Here is an 18,891-nt window from a genome sequence, read left to right as displayed (position 1 = left end):
GCTGTACTAAAAAGATTATCGTACAATGTACTAAACCGCTAGAGTGCTGTACTAAGTCGCTCGAGTGCTGTACTAACTAGAGCCCGAGGAATCCCGATGCCGGATACTGCACAGCCCCTCCCCCAACGGCGCCTTCCACTGAGCCGCGAAAGGGTGCTGGGCTGCGCCGTGGATCTCGCTGACGAGTCGGGAATCGCAGCGCTGACCATCCGCTCGCTCGCCCAGAGCATGGGAACCAAGCCCATGTCGCTCTACTACTACGTGGCCAATAAAGATGAGATCCTGGACGGCATCGTGGACATCGTCTTCAGCGAAATCGCGCCTCCCTCCCCCGCGGGCGACTGGCGGGAGGAAATGTACCGGCGGGCCCACGCGGTGCGCAGCGCGCTCAAACGCCATCCATGGGCGGTAGGGCTGCTGGAAAGCCGTTCTTCCCCAGGCGAAGCGAACCTGCGCCACCACGAAGCGACGCTGGCGACTTTGCGAGCAGCAGGTTTTTCCGTTCAAATGACAGCCCATGCCTATGCCCTGCTCGACAGTTACATCTACGGATTCGCGCTCCAGGAAGCCGCACTGCCCTTTGACGGCCGGGACACCGCCTCCGAGGTCACAGCGCCGATCGTCGAGCGTTTTTCGACCGGGCAATATCCCCACATGATGGAGATCGCCACCGAACACGTCCTCAAACCCGGCTACGACTTCGGGGATGAGTTCGACTTCGGGCTGAACCTCATCCTTGACGGCCTCAGCCGGTCGATGAGGTGAGCCGGAACCCCCGGTAATCCAACGATGAATCTCCGATCCGTGGTGGCTCATGAGACCGCGGGGGTGGATGTGACGTGGGTGACAAGAGTGGCGTTTGGTGCGAAGCTTGTCACGCCAAGTTGACCGTTCTGTCAACTCGGATCTTATTGATCCTCAGGGAGGTTTCGTGAAGAAGATTCTTAGCGTTTCCGGGGCGTTGTTGCTATTGCTGAGTGCACTCTCAGCGACGGCGCCGGCGGCGGTCGCCCAACCATCTCCGTCCGCAAATCGGCATGCGGAGAGGGTCTGCGCCGATGTCCCAAGCGGCATTGCGTCGTGTTTTGCGCTGAAGTACGTCGATGATTCAACGACCCCGGCCAAGGCGCTGTCGCAGGGAAGACAAGCCAAGCCCGCTTCGAGCGCTCCGCCCGCCACCGGCAAGACCCCTGCGGACATCCAGAGCGCCTATAACATCACAGGCCTCGCGTCCGGCGGCCGAACCGTCGCAATCGTAGATGCCTATGGGTATCCGAACCTTGAACGCGATCTCGGCGTTTACCGCTCACAGTTCGGCCTTCCGGCATGCACGGTCAACAACGGCTGCCTCACCATCATGAACCAAAACGGCGGCAACAAGCTTCCCAGGTTCAATTCCGGCTGGGCCGACGAAACCGCCCTCGACGTCGACGCCGTCTCGGCAGCCTGCCCGGACTGCAAGATCCTCGTTGTGCAAGCGACAACAGCCAGCATCACCAATCTCGGTACAGCCGTGGCAACGGCCGCCAAACAGCCAGGGGTCGTCGCGATTTCCAACAGCTACGGCGGCGGGGATTCGGCGGACTCCACCTACGGCGCGTACTACAATCACCCGGGCATCGCCGTGACAGCATCAACCGGTGACAACGGGTACTCCGGCTCGTCCTACCCCGCTTCCTCGAGTTATGTCACCGCTGTGGGAGGCACATCGTTGGTCAAGAACACCAGTACACGCGGGTGGGGCGAGTCCGCATGGTCCGGCTCGGGATCCGGATGCTCAAGTGTTAATGCCGCGCTGCCTGCGGCTGCCAACTTCGGCACGGGGTGCGGCAAGCGCGCCTCTGCAGACGTCGCCGCCGTCGCGGATCCGCAGACCGGATTGGCGGTGTTCGCACCGAGCAGCAGCACCACCTCGTCATGGGCACAGTACGGAGGCACTAGCCTTTCCTCACCCCTGATCGCGGCCATGTATGCGCTTTCCGGCAACTCCGGCAGCTCCACGGCGCTGGCCAACTCTCTCCCGTACACAAACTCCGGGACATTCAATGACGTTGCCTCGGGTTCAACGGGCACTTGCTCCACGAGCCAATGGTGCCTCTCCGGAACCGGATGGGACGGGCCCACGGGGGTCGGCACTCCGAACGGGGTCGCCGGACTCTAAAAAGCAGTAATTGCCTGAAGGGTGGCCGGCGTCCAAGGATGCCGGCCACCCTTCTGTCTGTGAACGGGCAGCGTCACTAGTGCTTCAGGTTCGTCAGCTCCTGCAGGACCTCGTCCGACGTCGTGATGATGCGGGCGTTCGCCTGGAAGCCGCGCTGGGCCACGATCAGGTTGGTGAATTCCTGGGAGAGGTCCACATTGGACATTTCAAGGGCCCCCGCAGTCAAGGTACCGAGTCCTGCGTCGCCGGGGGCGCCCAATTGGGCCGTACCGGAGTTGGCGGTGGCCACGTATGTCGAGCTACCGGCTTTCTCAAGGCCGCCGGGGTTGGTGAAGCGGGCGAGGGCAACGCGTGCCAGAACCTGCTTGGCACCATTGCTGAACGAGCCGATGAGCGAGCCGTCGCCGCCGAGGGTGAAGGACTCCAGTTTTCCTGCCGCGGATCCGTTCTGGCTGCCGACTGTAAGTGTGCTCATGGCCGCGAAGCCGGTAACAGTGGACATGTCCACTGTGATGCCGCCGACCGTCATGGCACCGCCCGAGGTCAGCGCACCGTTCGCGAACGTGAGCGTCGAGTTGCCTGTGGCGCCGTTGGCATCTGCCCCGGCCACATCCCAGCCAGCCGCGGACCGGCTGAACGTCAAGTTCAGGCTGCGGGAGGCGCCGTCGGCGTCGTACACCTTGACCTGGCGCTCCACGCTGGTCCCCGCGGCTGCGTCGGACGGCAGGTTCCCGTCGAGCGATGCCTTGTTGGTGGCGACAGCCGCGGCCGTTGTGTTGGGCGACAGGGCGATCGGGCCAACGGGACCTCCCTGGTTCACCGCACCGTTGGCGGCGGACCAGCCTTGCAGGATGCCACCGTCGGGGCTCACGAGACGGCCGGCCGCGTCCATGTCGAAGGCGCCGGCGCGGGTGTAAAGCTGCTGGCCGGCCTTGCTGGTGATGAAGAACCCGTCGCCGGAGATCATCATGTCGGTGGCTCGCCCGGTGTTCTGCGATGAACCCTGGCTGAAGTTGGTGCTGATTCCCGCCACGCGCACGCCCAGGCCGATCTGGGCGGGGTTGGTGCCACCGGTTTCAGCCTGCGGGGCGCCGGCGCCTTGGGTCATCTGCGAGAGTGTGTCCTGGAACTGGGTTGAGGAAGCCTTGAAGCCGGCCGTGTTCACGTTGGCGATGTTGTTTCCCGTGACGTCCAGCATGGCCTGGTGGGCACGGAGGCCGGAGATTCCGGAGTACAGCGAACGAAGCATGGTGTTGCCTTTCTTCGGGTGGTTCAGGGATGCGGAGCGTCAGATGGTTGACGTGGCGGCGGCGGTCATGCCGCTGATCGAATCGAGCGGAACGTTCACTCCCCCGACCGCCACAGTGGGGGTTCCGGCCGCAAAGGAAACCGAACTCGCGACGCCGGAGCCCTTCGTCCCGTCCACGAGCGCATAGCTGACGTTGTGCCCGATGATCTGTGCCGCGGCACTGCGCATCTGCAGGGAAAAGCTCTCTTTGGCGTCGGCGGTGAGCTCCGTCATTTTCTCCATCATGGACAGCTGGACGGTCTGGCTCATCATCTGGTTGGTGTCCATGGGGGCGCTCGGGTCCTGGTTCTTAAGTTGAGTCACCAGGAGGGACATGAACATGCTCGAGTCCATGGTCTGCGCGGGTTTGGCCGCGGTAGTTCCAGCGGTGGTTCCAGACTGGACTCCGCTGCTTGCCGCGATGGCTTGGATGGTCACTATTGGCTCTCCTTCATCAGACGAGAATGTCCAGGCTGCTGGTAATGCTTCGGGGAAGTACGACGGCGGTCCGCGGCAGGCGAACCGTGTCGCCGTCGCTGCTCCGTGGGAAGGCCGAGCTCTCCGCCGGGCGACGCTCCCCGGGGTCCGAGCCGCCCGCGCCGGCGTCGGCCGGAGCGTTGTGTTCGGAGAGGTCGAGGCTCGCGCCGAAACCCGATTCGCCGAGTCCGCGCCGCAGTTCCGGCAGGATGCTGCGCACTGCCTCGCGGCCGGCTTCCCCGGGGGCGAATAATTCGATCCGGACCCCTGCGCCTTCGATATGGGCCCGGACGGTCAGCGGACCGAGGTTTTCCGGCGACAGCTTCAAGGTCATCACGTGCGAGCCAGGCGCCGCCGAGGCAAGGGAGAACAACGGTCCGGACACTTGAGGCAACAGTTTCGCCGGATCTGATTGGAACGTGGGCGTCACCATGCGTGGGGCGGCTGTCGAAGAGGCCTGCTGGAGTGGCGACGCTGGCTGCCCCACCACCGGAATTCCGCCCTGGATCCCCGCGGGAAGCCCGGGTGTCGTGGCGGCCTGCGTGTCCTGCCCGAGGACCCGTGGTGAGTCCCGCTGCGTCGCGGGTTTCCCCACGGGAAGTACGACGGCGGTGCCCGACTCGCGTGCCGGGACTGCGGCCATGCTGACCCCGGGTTCGGGGTTGGCGGGCAGCGGGTTGGTAGGCGACGAGTTACCGGGGATAGGGCTGGGCGGCAGGGTGCCAGCAGGCTGCGGGCCGGCGGGCAGCGGGTTGCTCGGGGCCGAACCAGGCTGGGTTGGACTTTGGCCAGGGCTCCCGAGCGGCGGCGCTACCGGCACAGTGGGGACGGGCATCCCACCGACAAGGCTTGCCGCTGCCGACGTGCCTGCAATCGCTTTGGCCGGTGCCGTAGCGTCCTTAACCGGTACAGCATTGCCCGACCTGCTCGCCTGCGGAGTAGCGGTCCCCGGAGCGACAACGGCCATCGCGAGTCCGCCCGCAACAGCGGCCCCACCCGCAACAATGGCCGCCGCATCAACAGCGCCCACCACACCCGTATCAACAGCACCCGGCGCACCAGGCGAACCCGCCGCATCAGCCCTGTCCTTGGCGCCCTTCGACCCTTCCGGCTTGGCAGCTCGGGCGACCGGCACGGAACCGTCGGCGGCAGGCTTTCCTTGCGCTCCGCCGTCGGGCGTTTGCTGTGCGGTCCCATCGGAGGTCATCGCGTCGGCCGCCAGCAGGCCGATCATCACGGCCTCAAAGCCAGCGGCGGCGCCGGGCTGCGGCACAGGCGAAGATCCGGGAACAACCGGACGCGGAGCAGCCACACCGGCAGAAGGCAACTGCATCACGAGCCTCCCGCGGGGACAATCCGGCGGATGGCGGTCAGATTGGACTGCTGTTCCCACGCATCGCGGATCTGGATGGTCTGGCCGGGGACGGGCGCGTCGATCGCTTTGCCGTTGCCGAGGTAGATGGAAATGTGTTCGCCGCCGAAACTGACCAGCAGGTCGCCGGGCTTGGCCTGGGCCAAGGACGCCACGGGAGTGCCTTGCCGCATCTGGTCGCTGACGACGCGCGGCAGGTCGACGCCGAGATCCTTGAAGACGCGCTGCACGAAGCCGGAGCAATCCATGCCCACCGCCGGGTTGGTGCCGCCCCAAACATAGGGCACACCCACGTATTTCTTGGCGTCGGCCACCACGGCATCGCCCGTCACAGCGCCGGTAGCCATGCCTGTAATGACACCCGAAAGCGCGCCCGAGCCCCCGACGGCGGAGCTCAGCGCTTGCGCGAAGGACGCCGAGTCCGTCGAACTAGCCGCGCCCCCGGAGGGGGCCCGGGTCCCGGTGGAAGCGGTGGTGCCCGCGGAAGATGCCTGCGGGAGGACGCCTTGGCTCAATTGCTGCAACATCGACTGGATGCTTTGGATGCGCCCGATGGCCTCGGTCATGCTCACGAGGTGGCCTTTCGATGCCACGCGGAAGACGCTATTTCGTCCAGAACGCCTTGCTCGGCACGGAGCGCGGAAGCCTCGAACGCGGCGCCGTGGCGGGTTTCGAGCTTCTCGAGCCCTACCGCGCGGCGTTTGGCTTCGGTGTATTCCGCGCGGGCCTCGGCGGCTTCAGCCTCCGCACTAGCGGCCAGGGCGTCAAGCTCGGCCAACATGCTCTGCGCGGAAGCACGGGCCGCCGCGATGGCCAGGAGAGACGCGGAGCTTCCGGCGTCTCCGGCGGACTCGGCCAGTTCCTCGCGGGCTGTAGCACGCCGGGATCGCAAGGATGCGGACCGGGAGTTGGCGCGGGCCAGTCCACTGGCGGCGGCGTCCTGCTGCGTCTGGCGCAGGCGCAACAGCCCGGCCAGGGAGAATTGACGGTTCACGCGGCTCCTTCGAGGCTTGCTGAGAGGCGGAAGAGTTCCGGCCAGGACTCGCTGTAGGGAGTGGATTCGTCCATGCTTTGCTGCAGGAACCCGTTGATGGCGGCTTCGTGGTCCAGTGCCGCGTCCACCAAGGGATTGCTGCCGCGGTGGTAGGCGCCGACGTCGATCAGGTCCTGGGCGCTGCGCCGCGCGGCGAGGACCCTGCGCAAGGAGGCCGCGAGCGCCGTGCGATCGCCGGAGTTGACCTTGGAGGCCACACGGGACACGGAACCAAGCACGTCCACCGACGGAAAATGCCCCGTGACGGCGAGCTTCCGGTCCAGGACCACGTGTCCGTCGAGGATCGAGCGGGCGGCGTCGGCGATCGGTTCGTTGTGGTCGTCGCCGTCCACCAGCACCGTGTAGATACCGGTCACGGATCCGGTTTCGGCGGTGCCGGCGCGTTCCAGGAGCCGGGCCAGCACGGAAAAGGTCGACGGCGGGTAGCCGCGGGTAGCCGGCGGCTCACCGGCGGACAGGCCGATTTCGCGCTGGGCCATGGCCACGCGCGTCAGCGAATCCATCATGAGGACCACGTCCTGGCCGGCTTCGCGGAACGATTCGGCAATCCGGGTGGCCGTGACGGCGGCGCGCATGCGCATCAGGGCAGGCTCGTCGGACGTCGCCACAACCACCACGGAACGAGCCAGGCCTTCAGGCCCGAGGTCGTCTTCCAGGAACTCGCGCACTTCACGTCCGCGCTCCCCCACCAAGGCAATCACGGATACTTCGGCGTCCGTGCCCCGGGCGATCATGGACAGCAACGAGGACTTGCCGACCCCCGAGCCCGCGAACAACCCCATGCGCTGGCCGCGGCCGAGCGTTGCCATGGTGTCCAGGACGCGGACGCCGGTCTGCAGCGGAGTGTCAACCCGGGCGCGGTGCATGGCCGGCGGCGCTTCGTTGTCCAAAGGGACCATGGGACTGGCGGGCAACGGACCTTTGCCGTCGATCGGACGCCCAAGCCCATCCAACACCCGCCCGAAGAGGCCACGGCCCGTAGGGACCAGGATCGGAGCGCCCTTGGAGCGTGCCGGGTCACCCGCGGCCACTCCGGTCAACCGTCCCAGAGGCATGCAGCGCACCACGCCACTGACCGAGGCGACCACTTCGGCGTCGAGCCCCGGAGCCTCGCCCACGGTCACCAGGTCTCCCACGGCACAGTCCAGCCCGGAGACCTCCAGTCCAAGGCCGAGCACGGACGTCACGGTGCCCACGCGCTGCGGTGCCGCGGCGGCGAGGGCTGCGCGGAAGCGGCCTGCGTGCGGCCGGAAATTGATGCCGCTCATGCGTCGTTCCCCAGCACCGCTGCTTTGGCCCTGTCCAAAGCGGTGCCGAGCCGGGCGTCGAGCCAGCCCTGCGGAAATTCCGCGATCGCATCGCCGGGGTTCAGGGTGGGATCGGCCTTAAGTTCGACGCCGGCTATGTTCCCGACGTCGACGGCGTCCAGCGCGGCCAGGTCCGCCGGGTGGAGCCGGACGGAAGTCACGGTTTCCGCGCCGGACGCGGTGCTGAGGGCGCGGGCCAGCGCGGCGCGGGCGGTATTCCCGCCGTCATTGAGTTCGTAGCCCAGGATGGCTTCGGCAAGCTCCATCGCGCTCGCGGCCAACACATCCTGCGCTTCCTCCAATACAGCGCCGCTGCGCTGCCTGGATGCGGCGGCGGCCGCTTCGAGCACGCGGACAGCTTGCGCCACTGCCAGGCGCCCGGCGTCGAGCATTGCGCGGTGTTCGCCTTGAAACTGTTCGCGCAGACGGCGTTGTTCCACGGCCGCGGCCTGGATCCCGGCCGCGTAACCTGCCGCGTGTCCTTGGGTGTACCCCCGGTCCTCCTTGCGTAACCTCGAGGCCGGCTGGATGTCCGGGAAGACCACCCTCTGGAGCCCAGCCTCAGTAGACATAGTCGTCTTCTTCGCCGCGCCGGACCACGATGGCGCCGTCGGCTTCCAACTCACGGATGGAACGGACAATCTCGGCCCGGGCCTCTTCAACCTGGGAGGCGCGCACCGGTCCGGCGGAAGCCATCTCGGCTTCCAGGATTTCGAGGTTGCGCCCGGACACGTTGGTGCGCACGGCCTCGAGCACTGCGGCAGGGGCACCCTTCATGGCGACAGCGAGCACTTCGGCATTGACGCCACGAAGGATCTGCTGGATGTCGCGGCGTTCCAATTTCACGATGTCCACGAAAGTCAGCATCCGGGCGCGCACTTCCGTGGCCAGCTCCGGATCCAGGGTTTCCAAGCCTTCCAGGACGGAGCGCTCGGTGTTGACGTCGGAGCGGTTGATGATGTCAACGAGAGGCTGGATGCCGCCGACAATCTCGCTCGACTTCCTTTGCGACATGACGGCTCCGGCACGAACCTTGAGGGTCTCGGCCACGATGCCCACGGCCTCCGGCGAAGCCATCCCCATCGTGGCGATGCATCGGGCCACCTCGCTCCGCTGCACATCGCCCAAGCCGGCCATGACCGCGGAAGCCTTGCCCGGCCGCAAATGCGCCAGGATCAAGGCAATGGTCTGCGGCATCTCGCCGTCGATCAGGGCCAGAAGCTGCCCCGAATCCATCATTTCCAGGAATTCGAAGGACTTCCCGGCCATCGTGGACGCGAGACGGTCCATGAAACCGGCCGCTTTGTCCGCACCGAAGGACGCTTCCAGGAGCCCGACGGCGAATTCCTGGCCCCCGCGGGCCGTGCGGCGTCCGCTGACTGCAAGGTCGTGGAACTCGGTCATGACGAGGTCCGCCACTGATGGGGAGACGCGGCGCAAGCGCACGATCTCGGCGGCGACGTCCTCGGCCTCGGACTCGGAGAACTGGGTCATGACAGAGGCGGCGCTGGCAGGGCTCATCTGCATCAGCACCACGGCCACCTTCTGCGGGCCGGTCAGGACGCCTGCTTCCAACTCCCCGGCCCTCATACCGCTTGCCTATCATCCATGAGCCCGCGCAGGTAGTCGGCGGTCCGGGCCGGGTTCTCTGCAACCATGGCTTCAATCTGGGCCAGCCGCCGCTCGCCGTCGAGCGCTTCGGCGCCAGGCATAGGCAAGGCAGGCATCGGCAACGCCGGAACCGGATGTGCAGGCGGCAGTTCGATCGCCGAGGTGGCGGGCGGTCCTTCGAGTGCCGGGGTGGAGACGGCTTGCGGCAGCATCTCGTAGTCAAGGCGTTCGCCAAGGTCAACCGGTTCGCGGCGCTGCCTGCGGCGCAAGAGGATCAGCACGAGCACAATCAGCGCTACGACTGCCAGCAGGATGCTGCCCGCCAGGATGAGCGTGTTCATCAAATCCGACTGCTGCTTGGCGTCGGCTTGTGCTTTGGCCGCGCCCAATGCCTGGGCAGCTGCGTCTGCGGCCGAAGTACTGAAGGGCAGCACTTCGACCGTCACCACGTCGCCGCGGGCGGGATCGACGCCGGCCGCGGAAGTGACGAGGGCCTTGACGGAGTTGACGTTGAGTCCGGCCGCCGCGGCCTGGTTGATGGCGACGGAGATAGTCTGGCGTTTCACGGCGCCTTGCGGAATGGTGCGGTCTTCCGTGACCTTGTTGACGGCGTTGTTCTTGGTGGTGTCGCTGGAGTCGAACGTTCCGTTGCCGCTGGTGCCGACCGGCACGGCAATGTTGTCCGGGCCAAGGACACCGGAGGCGCCGCCGCCGGTTCCCGTGTACTTCTCGGTCTTGGTGGTCTCGCTCAGCGGAGCGGCGTCCTTGGCCGTGGAGAACGTCTCGCTGCGCTGCTGCGCGGACTCCGCGGTCACGTCGGCCGCGACGGCTACGGTGGCGTTGCCCGGGCCCACTACCCTGTCCAGGACTGCCTTCACCGAATCGGAGGTGCGCTGTTGGTAGTCGGCGGCTTGCTTGGACGAGGAGCCGGTGGCTCCCCCTCCCACTGTGGAGAGGACGTTGCCTTGGGAATCCACCACGGTCACGTTCGTTGGCTTCAGGTTTTCGATCGCGGCGGACGTCAAGTGCACGATCGCCTGGACCTTATCGGCAGACAGGGTGATACCCGGCTGCGTTTCCACGAACACGGATGCCGTGGCGTCCGGAGCCTTGTCCACGAACACTGTTTTGGCGGGAATGGCGAGCTGCACGGCTGCTGTCTTCACTCCGTCCATGGCCTGGATGGTGGTGGCGAGTTCGCCCTCGAGCGCGCGCTTGTACGTCACCGACTGCTGGAACTCGGAGGAGGTCACGCCGAGCTTGTCGAGCAGTGAATAGCCCGTGGCTGCGGCCGCAGGAAGGCCCGCTGCGGCCGCTTTCAGCCGTTCGTCGTTGACCTTGTCGTCGGGAACCAGGATGGTGGAACCGCCGTTGCTGAGCTCGTACGGGACGTTGTCCTTACGCAGCTGCTCCACGATCCCGTTGGCGTCCGTGTCCTTCAGTCCGGAGAACAGCGGCGAGTAGGACGGCTTGCCCAACCATGCTGACAGGGCCACCCCGCCGAGCACCAGGACGGCGATGCCGATGATGGCGATGGTGCGCTGCCCGGCCGTGAATCCCTTGAATCCATCGCCCATCTTGCGGAAGAAGGCGGCAATCTGTGGAGGCATCAGGCCTGCATCCTCATGATCTCGTTGAACGCGTCAACGCCCTTGTTCCGTACCGTGGAGACAAGCTCCATGGTGATCTGGGCGCGCGTGGCAGCGATCGTCGCCTTGTGGATGTCGTCAAGGTTGCCCGTCACCGCGGACACTGCCAGCTGGTTCGACGCCGATTGCAGGGACTGGAGGTTGTCCACGGCACCGGTCAGAGCGGTCGCAAAGCCATTGCCGTCCGATGTTCCGGCGGCTCCGCTTACGTTGTTTGTGCCTAGGTAGCCGGTGCCGCTGACGCCTTGCACCGAAAGTCCTCCGCCACCTTGAATTGCGCCGATCGGGTCCAAAGCCATCAGGATTTTCCTATCTCGAGCGCTGCCTGGTACGTCTCACGGGCGCGGTCAACCACTTGGGCGTTGGCCTGGTAGCCGCGTTGCGCCACAATCAGGGCACCCATCTGTTCGGAGAGGTCGATGTCCGGGTAACGGACATAGCCCTGGGCGTCAGCCAGCGGATGGTCCGGTTGGTACACGAGCCTGCCGGTTGCGCTGCCTTGGGGGGTGCTCTTGACGTACACGCCGTTTCCGTCGCCGCCCTCGGCGGCTTCGACGTAGCGGGCTTGGAAAGCCTTGCCGCTGGTGCGGGACACGTCGTTGATGTTGGCCAGGTTGTCCGAGACGGCATCGAGCCATTTGCGGTGGACAGTCAGGGCGGAACCGGCAATCCCGATCGCATCGAAGGTCATCAGCTGGTCCTCAAGGCCGTGCGGATCGCGGTGAATTCGTCTCCGACGGCCCGGGCCGCGAACTGGTACCGCAGCACAGTGTCCACGTTGGAGAGGGTCTCGGTGTCCAGGTTCACGTTGTTGCCGTTGAGCTGGGTGGGTTCCTGGGACGTTGACACCGTGGGTGCAGCGTAACCATTCCCGGCGCTCACCGAAGCCGCGAGGGCGTCTTCGAACTGGACCCTTTTGGCATGGTAGTTCGGGGTATTGATGTTCGCGATGTTGTTGGCGATGGTGTTCTGGCGCAATGTGAGCGCGTCCAAGGCGCTACCAAGGGCAACAGAAGTCACTGACTCGAACACGACGGCCTGCCTTCGCGAATAGATATGAAGAGGCCGATCCGTGGCCGTGCATCGAGCAATCCCTGCTCAACTTCCACCATCGGCACGCGTCGGCGATTCGTTAGCCGATTCAGGGATTGTTTTCGGTACTTTCGCTTCAGCCTTGGACGTCGAGGATCAACGGACGCGGGGAATTCCGGCTTCCAGGGACTGTGCCGAGGGCGTCCAAATGGGCGAGGGCGTCGTTGCGTACCTTGCCGAGCATGGCCATGGATTCCAACTGCGCGTCAAGGATCCGCCGAGCCCGGTCGGCCAGCCCCTCCGGAAGCGAGCCGGCCCCGGCGGGAGGACTCCATGGCTCGGGTTCGCCACCGGAGACAGCCAAGGCAATGTCGCCTTCAAACCGGTCCAGGATGTCCGACCATTCCCGTACCGGGTCAGCCGACACCGAGCGTGCCGTTCGTACTTGCGGTCCCGCCCTGGGCAGGCAGCTGCGAAGAGGCGTCATGCCAGCCTTGCCGAAGCGGTTCCAGCAGCGCAATGCATTCCTTGGTCCGGTTGACGTCGCGGTAGATGTTGGCCCCGATCATCGCTTCCATCGAGTACTGATAGATGCTCAGCAGTCCGGGCGCGCCATCCCAAGCATCTGTCTTCAGCGTGGAGGACAACTCCGTGACGATCGACTGCGCATGCAGGAGGTTTTCGCTGGCGACGCCCCAATTGGCGCCCTCCTGGGCGAATTGGGCACGGTTCAGGTCCAGGAGGAGGCGGTCGTACAACATGGTGAGGAGCCGTGCCGGCGGAGCCGAGAGAATCGCGTCTTTGTTGTACTTGCTGAGCTGGCTGGCCCGGAGGGCGGTGGCTGTCACGGTTTAGTTTCCTGACGACGACGAGGAGGACGAGGATGAGTTGGAGAGGGCGGAGAGCTGGCCGGTGAGCCACGACGCCTGGGACTTTAGGCCACCGAGCAGGACTTCCATGTTGGTGTAGACAGCTTTGAGGGAGGCTCGGCGGTCCGCGAGCCGGACGTCCCAGTCGGCGATCTGGGAGGTCAGATCGGTCACTTCGGACTGCTGCCCCTTGATCAGCTGCGGCACGGAGCCGCTCACCGGGTCCGAGGCGTTCGTCGCGGCCGAGGCAACCCTCCTGGCGATCTGCGACAGGGCCGACTGGGTTCCGGCCGGGTCGGCTGCCATCGCCGATGCGAACTTGTCACTGTCGAAAGAGAAGGTGCCGTCCTTTTCGATGACGATGCCGTATTCGGAGGGCGACTTGCCGTTCAAGGGGGCCACCACCGCTTCGGTGACGGCATCGCTGACAGCCCGGACGGAACTGTTACCGGTGAAGATGCCGCCCTTGGCGCTGGCGACGCCGGCGGTGCTCGTCGTCGTGCTCACCGCGCTGCTGCTCGCGATGTAGCCCAAGAGATCGTTGACGGAGGAGACCAGATCGCTGGCCTTTTTTGTAATCCCAGGTGTGTCGCTTGCGACTGTGACGGTCACCGGCGAGGAGCTCACGGCCGTGGCGGTCACCGCGACGCCGGGAAGGACCTCGCTGAACGTGTTGCTGGAGGAGGTGATGGTCTGTTGCGCGGCGGTGCCGGCATAGAGGATGGCCTGGGCGTCCGCGGCTGGCTTGACGATGGCAGCTGTTGGTGCGGCAAACAGGTCTGCCGCGGTCCCGGCAGTTACATCGGCAGCGGTGCCCTGATATGCCTGGAAGTCGCCGGCCGCGCCGCCCGTGGTGGAGGTCAATTGCAGGCGGTAAGTGCCGTTGCCGGCAGGGACCTTCACCGCGTTCACTCCCCCGCCGGCGGCATTCACGGCCTTGACTACATCGTCAAGGCTCGTGGAAGTCGGAGTGACTTCGGTGGCCTTGCCGGTCTTGTCGACGAGAGTCAGATGTGCCGGGTTGCCGGACGCGTCGGTCGGCCAGGCGGTGAGAGCTTCGGTCACACCGATCTTGGTGCTCGACAACTGGGTCACGGTCACGTCGATCGAACCCGTGGTCGCGGTGGTGGATGCCTTGGCCGTGATGGCCGGGTTGTTCGTGGTGGCCGTGAACAGATTGCTCGCGCCGGGCGCCGAGATGGAGGTGGCCAGGGAGTCCAACACTGTCAGACGGGTGTTGAGGCTGTTCAGAGCGTTGATCATCGACTGGTCGGCGGTGACCTTGGACTGCAACTGCTGCTGGGGCAGCGCTTCCACTGCCATCTGCGCGTCGATCATCGAGGTGGTGTTCAGGCCGCTGGCGAGGCCGTCAATCGATGTTCCCACGGAGGGTTCCTTCCAAAGTTATGCTGCTGCGCTAACGGCCAATGGCGGCCAGACGGGTATAGGACCCGAGCTGACCGCCACCGGCGAGGATGGATCCGCCAGGCGGTTCCGGGTTTAGCCGAGGAGCTTGAGGACACCCTGGCCGGACTGGTTGGCCTGGGCCAGCATGGCCGTACCGGCCTGCTGCAGGATGTTGGCCTTGGTGAACTTGACCATTTCCTGGGCCATGTCAGTGTCGGTGATGCGGGACTGAGCGGCCTGCAGGTTCTCACCGGACACATTCAGGGTGTTGATCGCGTGCTGCAGGCGGTTCTGGGTGGCGCCGAGGCCCGCGCGCTGGGTGGAGATGTTCTTGATGGCGGTGTCGATCTTGGTGATCGTGGTCTGCGCATTGGCGGACGTGTCCACCAGGAAGTCCGCAGCGGTGGTTGAGCTGGAGAGCGCCCCGACGGCCGTAGTCACGTCGCCGACCTTGACGGAGATCTTGTCGTTTGCGGTGCCGCCGGTGCCCACCTGGATGTCAAGGGAGCCCGGGGTGGAGGTGGCGGAAACGCCGGCTCCAGCGGCACCCTTGAGCAGGTCGATGCCGTTGAAGTTCGTGCCCTTGGTCAGGCGGTCGAGCTCCTGGCCGAGCGAGTCGCCTTCGGTCTTGATAGCAGTGCGCGCATCGGCGTTGTTCGTGTCGGACGAGCCCTGGACGGCCAGGTCACGCATGCGCTGCAGGATCGAGGTGACCTCAGTCAAGGCGCCTTCAGTGGTCTGGATGACCGAGATGCCGTCCTGGGCGTTACGGGCCGCAACGGCGGAACCGGAAACCTGGGACTTGAGGCCCTCGGAGATCGCCAGTCCGGCTGCGTCGTCAGCTGCCCGGTTGATGCGCAGGCCGCTGGAGAGCTTCTCCATCGAACTGGATACTTCGTTCTGGGTATTGCTCAGGTTGCGGTATGCGTTGTTAGCCATCAGGTTGTTGTTGATTGCCATGCCCATGGTGTTTCCTCCGTGATTGGGTCTGCTGGTACTCCAGGCCGTCCGTGGCCTGTCACTTCTGGTTATCGGAACAAGCAGGCCTTTGGTTAGAAAAAGCCGCAGGGAAAATTTGCCGCGGCCAACAAAATCCACCGCACGTCGCTTGATCTAACGCACGGGCCGCGGCGGCCGATAGTTGTCATTGGCGCGGCGAAGGCACAGGGGAAAGTGCCTTCTCGCGGCAACGCACCCGAGAAACCAACCCGGAACTGGAGTTGACCCGACATGGCCATCCATGAACTGTCGGCCCTGCTGTGGCGAGAACGTGAGCTATTGGATCTGCTGACATTCAAGCTGGAGGAAGAGCAGCTGCTCCTCACCGCGGGCAAATCCCGATGGTTGCCGCATGGCACGCGGGAAGTGGAACAAGTCCTGGAACACCTGTCCAAGGCCGGGCTCGCGAGGGCGGTGGAAGTGGCTGCCGTGGCAGAACAATGGGGCCTGCCTGCCGAGTCTTCACTGGGCGAACTGGCCGCGTCCGCCCCGGAAGAGGCCTGGGCAGATGTCCTTTCCTCGCACCTGAACGCCATGCAGCATCAGACCGCCGCCATCAAGGAGCTGCGTGATTCCAACGAGCAGTTCCTCCGCGCTGCCGTCCGTTCCACCCAGGAGACCATGGCGGATCTGAAGCCGGCGGCCGGGACCTACGACTCCCACGGCCGGACGGGTTCCCAGGGCAAGAATGCAGACTCAACCCCGTCCCGCCTTTTCGACCAGCAGTTCTGACCGAAACTCATCAAACGTAGACGGACAACCAACGGCCGGATCACCTCAAGGCCCGGATCACCCAAAGGACACAGCAGTGAGCACATTCGGCGGACTCAATACGGCCTACTTGGGCCTGACCGCAGCGCAGCAGGGCATCAACGTGGCCGGGCAGAACATCGCCAACGCCGGCACGGACGGCTACACAAGGCAACGCATCGAACAATCGGCCCTCAGCGCGCCGGTCCGGACGGGCCTTGTCGGAGCGGGGGTCCAAGCAGGCCAGGGCGTGTCCATGGATGGAATCGCCCGTTTGGGGAACAGCTTCCTCGACGCCGGGGTTCGTTCCAGTGCCGCCCAGGCCGGCTACGCCGGATACCGCTCCACCGAGCTCCAGCAGCTCGAAGGCCCGCTGAACGAGCCCGGGCCCGCCGGGATATCCACGGCGCTGCAGAATTTCTGGTCCTCCTGGCAAGGTATCTCCAACAACCCGGGAGAGTCTGCGCCCGCAGGCGTGCTGCTTCAGGCAGGTACAACCCTCGCCAATACTGTTTCGACAGGCTACAAGGCCTTGGACGCGCAGTGGACGCGCGTCCGCGGCGAAGCCCAAAGCACCGTCGCCACCCTGAACGATGCCGCCGCCCGCGTGGCTAACTTCAACGCGACCATCCGCTCCGTGATGGCCTCGGGGGGCTCCGCCAACGAGCTCATCGACGCCCGCAACCAGGTGACCGAGACCATCTCGTCCTTGGCCGGAGGCACCGTCCGGGACAACGCCGACGGCACGGTGGATGTTTTCGTCGGGGGCAACGCAATCGTCTCCGGCACCTCGCACCGCGACCTCGCTCTGGCGGGCCAAACAACCATGAGCCCGCCCGGTTCGACATTGCCGTTGGCGGGGCCGGTCCAGTTGGAATGGGCGGACCGCCCCGGCGTGGCGGTACCCCTCGACGGCGGAAAGCTCGCCGGCGCGGTCTCGCTCCTCGCCCCGGCCGCAGCGGGAGGCACCGGCGGGGCGATCGCCGAAGCCGCCGCGTCGTACAACGCGTTCGCGAGCAAACTCATGAACGACGTCAACGCCGTCCACCGCACCGGTCAGTCCACCACCGGTGCCACCAATCTCGACTTCTTCACGACCAGTCCCGGCGCCCCGGCTGCATTGTCCCTCAGCGTTGTCCCGACGAGCGCCGCAGGAATCGCCACCGGCAGCCCCGGCTCCGGCGCCCTCGACGGCAAAATCGCGGACGCAGTGGCCCAAATCGGCACCGGGCAGGCTTCCCCCGACGTTCTTTGGTCCGGAATCGTCGCAGGAATCGGCACGGCTTCGCGCTCGGCACAACAGCACCAGCAGCTCGCCGACGCGGCGAGCATTGCCGCCGTCGGGCAGCGTTCCTCAGGAGCCTCCGTGAGCCTCGACGAGGAAAACATCAGCCTCCTCACCAACCAGCACGCATACCAGGCGGCCGCCCGCGCAATGACCGCGGTGGACGAGGCCCTCGACGTCCTGATCAATCACACCGGATTGGTGGGAAGGTAAGCCATGCTGAACAGAGTCACCACCCAGACGATGTCCGCCGCCGCGCAACTGAACCTTCAGGCAGGCCAGGCCAAGCTCGCCGCACTGCAGGACAAGGCCAGCAACCTCACAAACATCACCAGGCCCTCAGACGACCCAGCGGGGCTGGCGAATGCCTTGGCTGTGCGGGGACAGATCAGCGCCGCCGGACAGTATTCGAACAACATCAATGACGGCAACGGCTGGCTGACCACCGCCGATTCAGCCCTCGGCCAGGCCACGAACATCCTCAACCGGGTCCGTGACCTTACCGTTCAGGCTGGCAACGGTTCCCTGAGCAGCTCCGCCAAGGAGGCGATCGCCGTCGAAATCGAGGGCCTCAACAAGGATCTCCTCGCCCAGGCGAACACGCAGTACCTCGGCCGCAATGTCTTCGCGGGAAGCTCCGACTCGGCTGGCGCCTTCAGCAATGCCACGCCACCCCTCTTCAATGGAACGCCAGGCAGTACGGTGGAGCGGCGCGTCGATGCGAGCCAAACGGTGCGCGTAGACGCCGACGGCGGTGCGATCTTCGGGAGCGGCGGTAGCTCGGTCTTCGCTTTGGTGAGCAACGTCGTCGCTGACATCCGCTCCGGTGCGGACGTCAGCAGCCGTTTGACGGCGCTCAGCGACAGCATCAAAACAGTCATCAGTGGGCGGGCAGACGTCGGAGCGCGGCAGACCAAGCTGACGAGCGCGCAGAGCTCCGTGGACGGGCTGAAGGCCTCACTTGAGGTTCAGCGCTCGGGAATTGAAGACGCCGACATAGGAAAGGTCGTCATGGACTTGAAGCTGCAGGAAACCAACTACCAGGTTGCGCTCGCGGTCACCGCCAAGACGCTCCAGCCAACGCTGATGGATTTCCTCAAATGAGCACGGCCCAGGCTTCCCTGGAGTTGAGCTTCACCGCGCCCATGCCGGGGCTTGAAGCCTCAGGCGGCTTCGTCTTGCGGGGAATCGACGGCGCCCCCGGGCTCTACGCGATGGAGTCGGCAAACCCGCGCATCCGGATGTTCCTGGCCGAGTCCACGGTTTATGTTCCGGGCTATGCGCCAACCATCCCCCGCAGAACCCTGGACGATCTCGGCCTGGACCGGGCCGAGCTGGCAACCACCTTGGTGGTGGTCAACCCGAGCCCGGAAAAGACCACGGTCAATCTCGCGGCCCCCATCGTGCTGAACCCGGAAACCGGACGCTGCACGCAGCTTCTCCTGGACAGCAAGGAATACCCCCTGCGGGCCGAGCTGAGCGCCTAGTACTACAGTCGCGTTTATGGGGTGTGTCCGCGGGATTTGTAATGACTATGTCGTGCGCGGTGTTGGTGTTTTCGTCGCCAGGTTGAGTGTTCCAGGACGTGCTTCGGGCTGGTGGTGCGATGCCAGACGAGCCGGACGAGCAG

Annotated in this window: 22 protein-coding genes; 6 read left to right on the top strand and 16 right to left on the bottom strand. The window is 65.4% G+C overall.

The genetic code is table 11. From position 1 onward, the window contains the following. Positions 1 to 96: 96 nt before the first annotated feature. Complete coding sequence (locus tag AC1DJW_RS23680; RefSeq protein ID WP_476902679.1) at positions 97 to 765, top strand: TetR/AcrR family transcriptional regulator; 669 nt, start codon at positions 97 to 99, stop codon at positions 763 to 765. Positions 766 to 931: 166 nt separating this feature from the next. Then, positions 932 to 2,161, top strand: coding sequence for a S53 family peptidase (locus tag AC1DJW_RS23675; RefSeq protein WP_476902678.1), 1,230 nt, complete (start codon positions 932 to 934; stop codon positions 2,159 to 2,161). Between the two features lie 76 nt (positions 2,162 to 2,237). Here AC1DJW_RS23675 and AC1DJW_RS23670 read toward each other — a convergent pair whose 3' ends face one another. The 16 genes from AC1DJW_RS23670 to AC1DJW_RS23595 form a co-directional block, all read right to left on the bottom strand. Next, a complete protein-coding gene (locus AC1DJW_RS23670; protein ID WP_476902677.1) occupies positions 2,238 to 3,410 on the bottom strand; it encodes a flagellar hook protein FlgE in 1,173 nt (390 codons plus the stop codon). A 39-nt stretch (positions 3,411 to 3,449) separates the two neighbouring features. Continuing rightward, entirely contained in the window at positions 3,450 to 3,887 is a 438-nt protein-coding gene (locus AC1DJW_RS23665) for a flagellar hook assembly protein FlgD (protein WP_476902676.1), read from the bottom strand. Positions 3,888 to 3,903: 16 nt separating this feature from the next. Continuing rightward, positions 3,904 to 5,259 (bottom strand): flagellar hook-length control protein FliK, encoded by a 1,356-nt coding sequence (locus AC1DJW_RS23660; protein ID WP_476902675.1) that lies wholly within the window; start codon positions 5,257 to 5,259, stop codon positions 3,904 to 3,906. Next, on the bottom strand, positions 5,259 to 5,891 hold the full coding sequence (locus tag AC1DJW_RS23655; RefSeq protein ID WP_476902674.1) for a C40 family peptidase: 633 nt from the start codon (positions 5,889 to 5,891) through the stop codon (positions 5,259 to 5,261). The genes AC1DJW_RS23660 and AC1DJW_RS23655 overlap by 1 nt, the downstream gene beginning before the upstream one ends. Beyond that, the gene (locus AC1DJW_RS23650) at positions 5,867 to 6,292 is read right to left on the bottom strand and encodes a flagellar FliJ family protein (protein ID WP_390280790.1); all 426 of its coding nucleotides are present in this window, start codon (positions 6,290 to 6,292) and stop codon (positions 5,867 to 5,869) included. Before AC1DJW_RS23650 ends, AC1DJW_RS23655 begins: the two co-directional genes overlap by 25 nt. Next, positions 6,289 to 7,620 carry a FliI/YscN family ATPase gene (locus AC1DJW_RS23645; RefSeq protein ID WP_459342947.1) on the bottom strand — a complete coding sequence of 444 codons (1,332 nt, stop codon included), beginning with the start codon at positions 7,618 to 7,620 and terminating at the stop codon, positions 6,289 to 6,291. The genes AC1DJW_RS23650 and AC1DJW_RS23645 overlap by 4 nt, the downstream gene beginning before the upstream one ends. Continuing rightward, the gene (locus AC1DJW_RS23640) at positions 7,617 to 8,231 is read right to left on the bottom strand and encodes a FliH/SctL family protein (RefSeq protein ID WP_476902673.1); all 615 of its coding nucleotides are present in this window, start codon (positions 8,229 to 8,231) and stop codon (positions 7,617 to 7,619) included. Before AC1DJW_RS23640 ends, AC1DJW_RS23645 begins: the two co-directional genes overlap by 4 nt. Next, positions 8,221 to 9,249: a flagellar motor switch protein FliG gene (fliG, locus tag AC1DJW_RS23635; RefSeq protein ID WP_390280785.1), complete on the bottom strand. Its 1,029-nt coding sequence runs from the start codon at positions 9,247 to 9,249 to the stop codon at positions 8,221 to 8,223. Before fliG ends, AC1DJW_RS23640 begins: the two co-directional genes overlap by 11 nt. Next, positions 9,246 to 10,880 (bottom strand): flagellar basal-body MS-ring/collar protein FliF, encoded by a 1,635-nt coding sequence (gene fliF, locus AC1DJW_RS23630; RefSeq protein ID WP_476902672.1) that lies wholly within the window; start codon positions 10,878 to 10,880, stop codon positions 9,246 to 9,248. The genes fliG and fliF overlap by 4 nt, the downstream gene beginning before the upstream one ends. Further along, positions 10,880 to 11,218 carry a flagellar hook-basal body complex protein FliE gene (fliE, locus tag AC1DJW_RS23625; protein ID WP_284754196.1) on the bottom strand — a complete coding sequence of 113 codons (339 nt, stop codon included), beginning with the start codon at positions 11,216 to 11,218 and terminating at the stop codon, positions 10,880 to 10,882. Before fliE ends, fliF begins: the two co-directional genes overlap by 1 nt. Further along, a complete protein-coding gene (locus AC1DJW_RS23620) occupies positions 11,218 to 11,610 on the bottom strand; it encodes a flagellar basal body rod protein FlgC (RefSeq protein WP_284754195.1) in 393 nt (130 codons plus the stop codon). The genes fliE and AC1DJW_RS23620 overlap by 1 nt, the downstream gene beginning before the upstream one ends. After that, positions 11,610 to 11,951 carry a flagellar basal body rod protein FlgB gene (locus AC1DJW_RS23615; protein WP_390280777.1) on the bottom strand — a complete coding sequence of 114 codons (342 nt, stop codon included), beginning with the start codon at positions 11,949 to 11,951 and terminating at the stop codon, positions 11,610 to 11,612. Before AC1DJW_RS23615 ends, AC1DJW_RS23620 begins: the two co-directional genes overlap by 1 nt. Before the next feature lie 136 nt (positions 11,952 to 12,087). Next, the gene (locus tag AC1DJW_RS23610) at positions 12,088 to 12,378 is read right to left on the bottom strand and encodes a hypothetical protein (protein WP_390280775.1); all 291 of its coding nucleotides are present in this window, start codon (positions 12,376 to 12,378) and stop codon (positions 12,088 to 12,090) included. Further along, entirely contained in the window at positions 12,368 to 12,799 is a 432-nt protein-coding gene (locus AC1DJW_RS23605; RefSeq protein WP_476902671.1) for a flagellar export chaperone FliS, read from the bottom strand. The genes AC1DJW_RS23610 and AC1DJW_RS23605 overlap by 11 nt, the downstream gene beginning before the upstream one ends. A gap of 3 nt (positions 12,800 to 12,802) precedes the next feature. Next, on the bottom strand, positions 12,803 to 14,206 hold the full coding sequence (gene fliD, locus AC1DJW_RS23600) for a flagellar filament capping protein FliD (protein WP_476902670.1): 1,404 nt from the start codon (positions 14,204 to 14,206) through the stop codon (positions 12,803 to 12,805). Positions 14,207 to 14,320: 114 nt separating this feature from the next. Beyond that, on the bottom strand, positions 14,321 to 15,193 hold the full coding sequence (locus tag AC1DJW_RS23595) for a flagellin N-terminal helical domain-containing protein (RefSeq protein WP_284754190.1): 873 nt from the start codon (positions 15,191 to 15,193) through the stop codon (positions 14,321 to 14,323). 264 nt (positions 15,194 to 15,457) lie between these two features. On the opposite strand from AC1DJW_RS23595, the gene AC1DJW_RS23590 reads away from it, so the two are divergent. From AC1DJW_RS23590 to AC1DJW_RS23575, 4 genes are all read left to right on the top strand, one after another. After that, entirely contained in the window at positions 15,458 to 15,958 is a 501-nt protein-coding gene (locus AC1DJW_RS23590) for a flagellar protein FlgN (protein WP_284754189.1), read from the top strand. Positions 15,959 to 16,034: 76 nt separating this feature from the next. Continuing rightward, the gene (gene flgK, locus AC1DJW_RS23585; protein WP_476902669.1) at positions 16,035 to 17,474 is read left to right on the top strand and encodes a flagellar hook-associated protein FlgK; all 1,440 of its coding nucleotides are present in this window, start codon (positions 16,035 to 16,037) and stop codon (positions 17,472 to 17,474) included. Positions 17,475 to 17,477: 3 nt separating this feature from the next. Beyond that, positions 17,478 to 18,365 (top strand): flagellar hook-associated protein FlgL, encoded by an 888-nt coding sequence (gene flgL / locus AC1DJW_RS23580; RefSeq protein ID WP_476902668.1) that lies wholly within the window; start codon positions 17,478 to 17,480, stop codon positions 18,363 to 18,365. Further along, complete coding sequence (locus AC1DJW_RS23575) at positions 18,362 to 18,748, top strand: flagellar assembly protein FliW (RefSeq protein WP_390280766.1); 387 nt, start codon at positions 18,362 to 18,364, stop codon at positions 18,746 to 18,748. The genes flgL and AC1DJW_RS23575 overlap by 4 nt, the downstream gene beginning before the upstream one ends. Positions 18,749 to 18,891: the final 143 nt, after the last annotated feature.

It is taken from the genome of Arthrobacter sp. 05L417 (genome assembly GCF_056397865.1).
This window is presented reverse-complemented; position numbering and strand designations above follow the sequence as displayed.